We start from the raw sequence: 3,875 nt of genomic DNA, 5'->3' as shown, positions 1-3,875 counted from the left end.
GCGGCCTGCGTGTGCCCGATGTTCGACTTGACCGACCCCAGCCACAACGGCCGGTCCCGATCGGCGCCGTACGTGGCCAGTAGGGCCTGCGCCTCCACCGGGTCGCCCAGCGTGGTGCCGGTGCCGTGTGCCTCCACCGCGTCGATGTCCCCGGGGGACAGTGCCGCGTTGGTCAGCGCCTCGACGATGACCCGGCGCTGTGCCTGGCCGTTGGGGGCGGTGAGCCCGTTGGAGGCGCCGTCCTGGTTGACGGCGGAGCCGCGGATGACGGCGAGTACCGGGTGGTTGTTGCGCTGCGCGTCGGACAGCCGCTCCAGCAGCAGCATGCCGACACCCTCGGACCAGCCGGTGCCGTCGGCGTCGGCGGAGAACGCCTTGCACCGGCCGTCACCGGCCAGCCCGCCGAGCCGGTCGAACTCCACGTAGGTGCCGGGAGTGGACATGATGGTCACGCCGCCGGCCAGGGCCAGCGTCGTCTCCCCCGAGCGCAGCGACTGCACCGCCAGGTGCAGGGTGACCAGGGAGGAGGAGCAGGCGGTGTCGACGGTGACGGCGGGACCTTCGAAACCGAAGGTGTAGGCGACCCGGCCGGTGGCGATGCTGGCGGCGTTCCCGTTGCCGATGAACCCTTCCAGTTCCTCGGGCACGCTGTCCATCAGCGTCGCGTAGTCGTGGTACATCACGCCGGCGAAGACACCGGTGCGGCTGCCGCGCAGTGCGGTGGGGTCGATCCCGGCCCGTTCCAGTGCTTCCCAGGAGGCCTCCAGGAGCAGCCGTTGCTGCGGGTCCATGGCGAGTGCCTCGCGCGGGGAGATGCCGAAGAACCCGGGATCGAAGTCACCGGCGTCCGCGACGAACCCGCCGAGCCCGACCGGCAGTCCCGGCAGGTCCCAGCCGCGGTCGGTGGGGAACCCGGAGATCCCGTCCCGGCCCGCGGCCAGCATCTCCCACAGCTGCTCGGGAGTGCCGACACCGCCGGGGTAGCGGCAGGCCATGCCGACGATCGCGATCGGCTCGCGCCGCGCGTGTTCGATCTCGGCGAGCCTGCGCTGCGCGCTCTGCGCCTCGGTCAGCGCGCGCCGAAGATACTCCCGGAGCTTGTCCTCGTTAGCCACGTGCGGTTCCCTTCCTCACCCTTGGTCGGCGCCGAGGCCGTCGACGAGGCCGAACAGTTCGTCGTCGGAGGCCGACGACAGGTCGTGCTCCGGTGCGGCGCCGGACTGCTCCTCGCCGCCGTACTTGGCGAGCAGTGCGGTGAGCCGCATGCGCAGCTTCGCCTGGTCCACGGCGCCGGGTTCGGCACCGGCCAGGGCTTCTTCGAGCTGGTCGAGTCCGGCGAGCGGCGCGCCGGCCTGTGTGCCGTCGGCCGCGGGCATGGACGTGTGCAGGTGCGCGGCGAGCGCCACCGGGGTGGCGTATTCGAACACCACCGCGGCGGGCAGCCGGATGCCGGTGGTCTCGGAGAGCCGGTTGCGCAGTTCGACCGCGGCCAGCGAGTCGACGCCGAGTTCGGCGAAGGTGCGGTGTGCGGCCACGGCGGCCGGTGAGTCGTAGGCCAGCACCCTGGCCGCTTCCGCGCGGACCAGCTCCAGGAGCGCGTTCTCCCGGTCGGGTCCGGACAACGCGGCCGGCGTGGCCGTGGGCCCGGTGCTCGCGCCGGCAACCGTGACAGCGTTCCCGGCGGGCGTTTCCCGGACCAGGCCGCGCAGGACCGCCGGGACCGGGCCGCCGGCCCGTAGGGCCGTCCGGTCCAGGCGCATCGGGGCGAGTACCGGTTCGTCGACGGCTCGCGCCAGGTCGAACAGTTCGAGCGCCTCGGCGGTGGACAGCGGCCGCAGCCCGGCACGGGCGATGCGGGCCAGGTCCGCCCCGGACAGTTCGCCGGTGATGCCGCTGCGCTGTTCCCACAGTCCCCAGGCCAGGGAGGAGGCCGGAAGCCCGGCGGTGTGCCTGGCCCTGGCCAGCGCGTCCAGTGCGGCGTTGGCCGCAGAGTAGGCGCTCTGCCCGGCCGCGCCGAGCACCCCGGCAGCGGAGGAGAACAGCACGAAGTCGGTCAGCCGGCGGTCGCGGGTCAGCTCGTCCAGCCAGCGTGCGCCCAGGACCTTCGGCGCCAGCACCGCCCGCAGCCGCTCCTCGGTGAGACCGGTGACCAGACCGTCGTCCACGACTCCGGCGGCGTGCACCACGGCTGTCACCGGATGCTCGGCCAGCAACTCGGCCACCGCCTCCCGCTCGGCCACATCACATGCCACCACCGCCACCTCGGCGCCCAGTTCCCGTAGTTCGGCGACTAGTTCGGCCGCGCCCGGCGTGTCCAGGCCACGGCGGCCGGTCAGCACCAGTTCGCGCACTCCGCAGTCGCCGGCCAGGTGACGGGCGAGGGCCGCGCCGAGCGCGCCCAGCCCACCGGTGATCAGCACCGGGCCGCCCGGATCCCAGGTGGCGCCGTCCCGGTCGGTGATCCTGGACAGCGGGACATGGGACAGCCGTGGCACGAGCACCATGCCGTCGCGGACCACCAGTTGCCCGCCGGGCACGTTCCACGCAGCGGCGGGTATCCCGGTGCCGTCGGTGCCGTCGCCGTCCTCGAAGTCCGCCAGCAGGAAGCGGTCCGGGTGCTCCTGCTGCACCGAACGCAACAGGCCCCAGACCCCGGCGGCCGCCGGATCGGTGCGCGCGTTGCGGGTCCGCAGCGCCAGCCTGGTGCCGGCGAAGCGGTCCTCGGCCAGCCAGGTGTGTACCGCGCCCAGCGCCCGGCCGACCGCAGCCACTGGATCGGCCTCGGCCTCGGTGGCGGCCCCGGCCGCCAGCACCACCACCTCGGGCAGTTCCCCGTCGGGCAGTTCTGCCAGGTCGGCACAGCCCAGCACGGTCGGTTCCGGACCGCCCGGCAGGTTGGCGGGCACCAGTTCCTCGGCGTACAAGGATTCGTGGTGGCCGAGCTGTTCCGCCGAGATCGGCCGGACGGCGAGGGACTCCACCACTCCGACCGGGGCGCCCGTAGGGTCGGCCAGTTCGATCCGGGCCGCCTCGGCGGCGACGGGGGAGATCCGCACCCGCAGCGCGGACGCCCCGGTGCGACGCAGCGCGATCCCGTTCCAGGCGAACGGCAGCAGGGTGCGGTCGCCCTCGTCCTCGTGCAGGTAGCGCAAGGCATGCAGCGACGCGTCCAGCAGCGCCGGGTGCAGCCCGTAGCGGTCGGCGTCGGTCAGCTCGGGCAACTCGATGTCGGCGAAGACCTCGTCACCGCTCCGCCAGGCCGCGCGCAGGCCCTGGAACGCCGGGCCGTACTCCAGCCCGGTGGCGGCGAACTCGGCATAGGCCGAACCGACGTCCAGCGCGATGGCTCCCGGTGGCGGCCAGGCAACCGGCGCGTCCAGAAGCTCCGCCGGCACCGAGCCGAGTACAGCGCGGGCGTAGCAGGTCCACGGGGTACCGTCCTCGGCCGGACGGGCGTGCACGGTCATCGGCCGCTCCCCCGCGGCACCCCGCGCGCCGACCCTCAACTGCACCTCGACGGCACCGTGCTCGGGCAGTACCAGCGGCGCCTGAAGGGTCAGTTCGGCGACCTCGCCGGCACCGGTCTCCGCGGCGGCGTGCAGGGCCAGCTCAGCGAACACGCTCCCGGGCACAACGGTCGCACCGAGCACGGTGTGCTCCCCCAGCCAGGGCTGCGCCCGGGTGGCCAGCCGCCCGGACAGCAGGAAACCGTCCTCCTCGGCGAACTCCACGGCCGCGTCCAGCAGCGGATAGCCACTCCGGTGCGGTGGTTCGGCGCTGTCCAGCCAGTAGCGGCGGTGCTGGAAGGCGTAGGTCGGCAGGTCGACCCGGGCCGCGGCGGGCAGATACGACGCCCAGTCGACCGTACCGCCATG

Annotated in this window: 2 protein-coding genes; both read right to left on the bottom strand. The window is 73.7% G+C overall.

Going from position 1 to position 3,875, the window contains the following annotated elements; translation table 11 throughout:
* On the bottom strand, positions 1-1,115 hold a 1,115-nt coding region (locus tag ABTY98_RS41980; RefSeq protein WP_352226442.1), incomplete at its 3' end, for a beta-ketoacyl synthase N-terminal-like domain-containing protein.
* A gap of 15 nt (positions 1,116-1,130) precedes the next feature.
* A partial coding sequence (locus tag ABTY98_RS41975; protein ID WP_352226441.1) for a type I polyketide synthase occupies positions 1,131-3,875 on the bottom strand: 2,745 nt, incomplete at its 5' end.

It is taken from the genome of Streptomyces sp. NPDC096040 (genome assembly GCF_040303265.1).
GTDB lineage: Bacteria > Actinomycetota > Actinomycetes > Streptomycetales > Streptomycetaceae > Streptomyces.
Note: the sequence above shows the minus strand (reverse complement) of the source record. Positions and strands in the feature narration are given on the sequence as shown.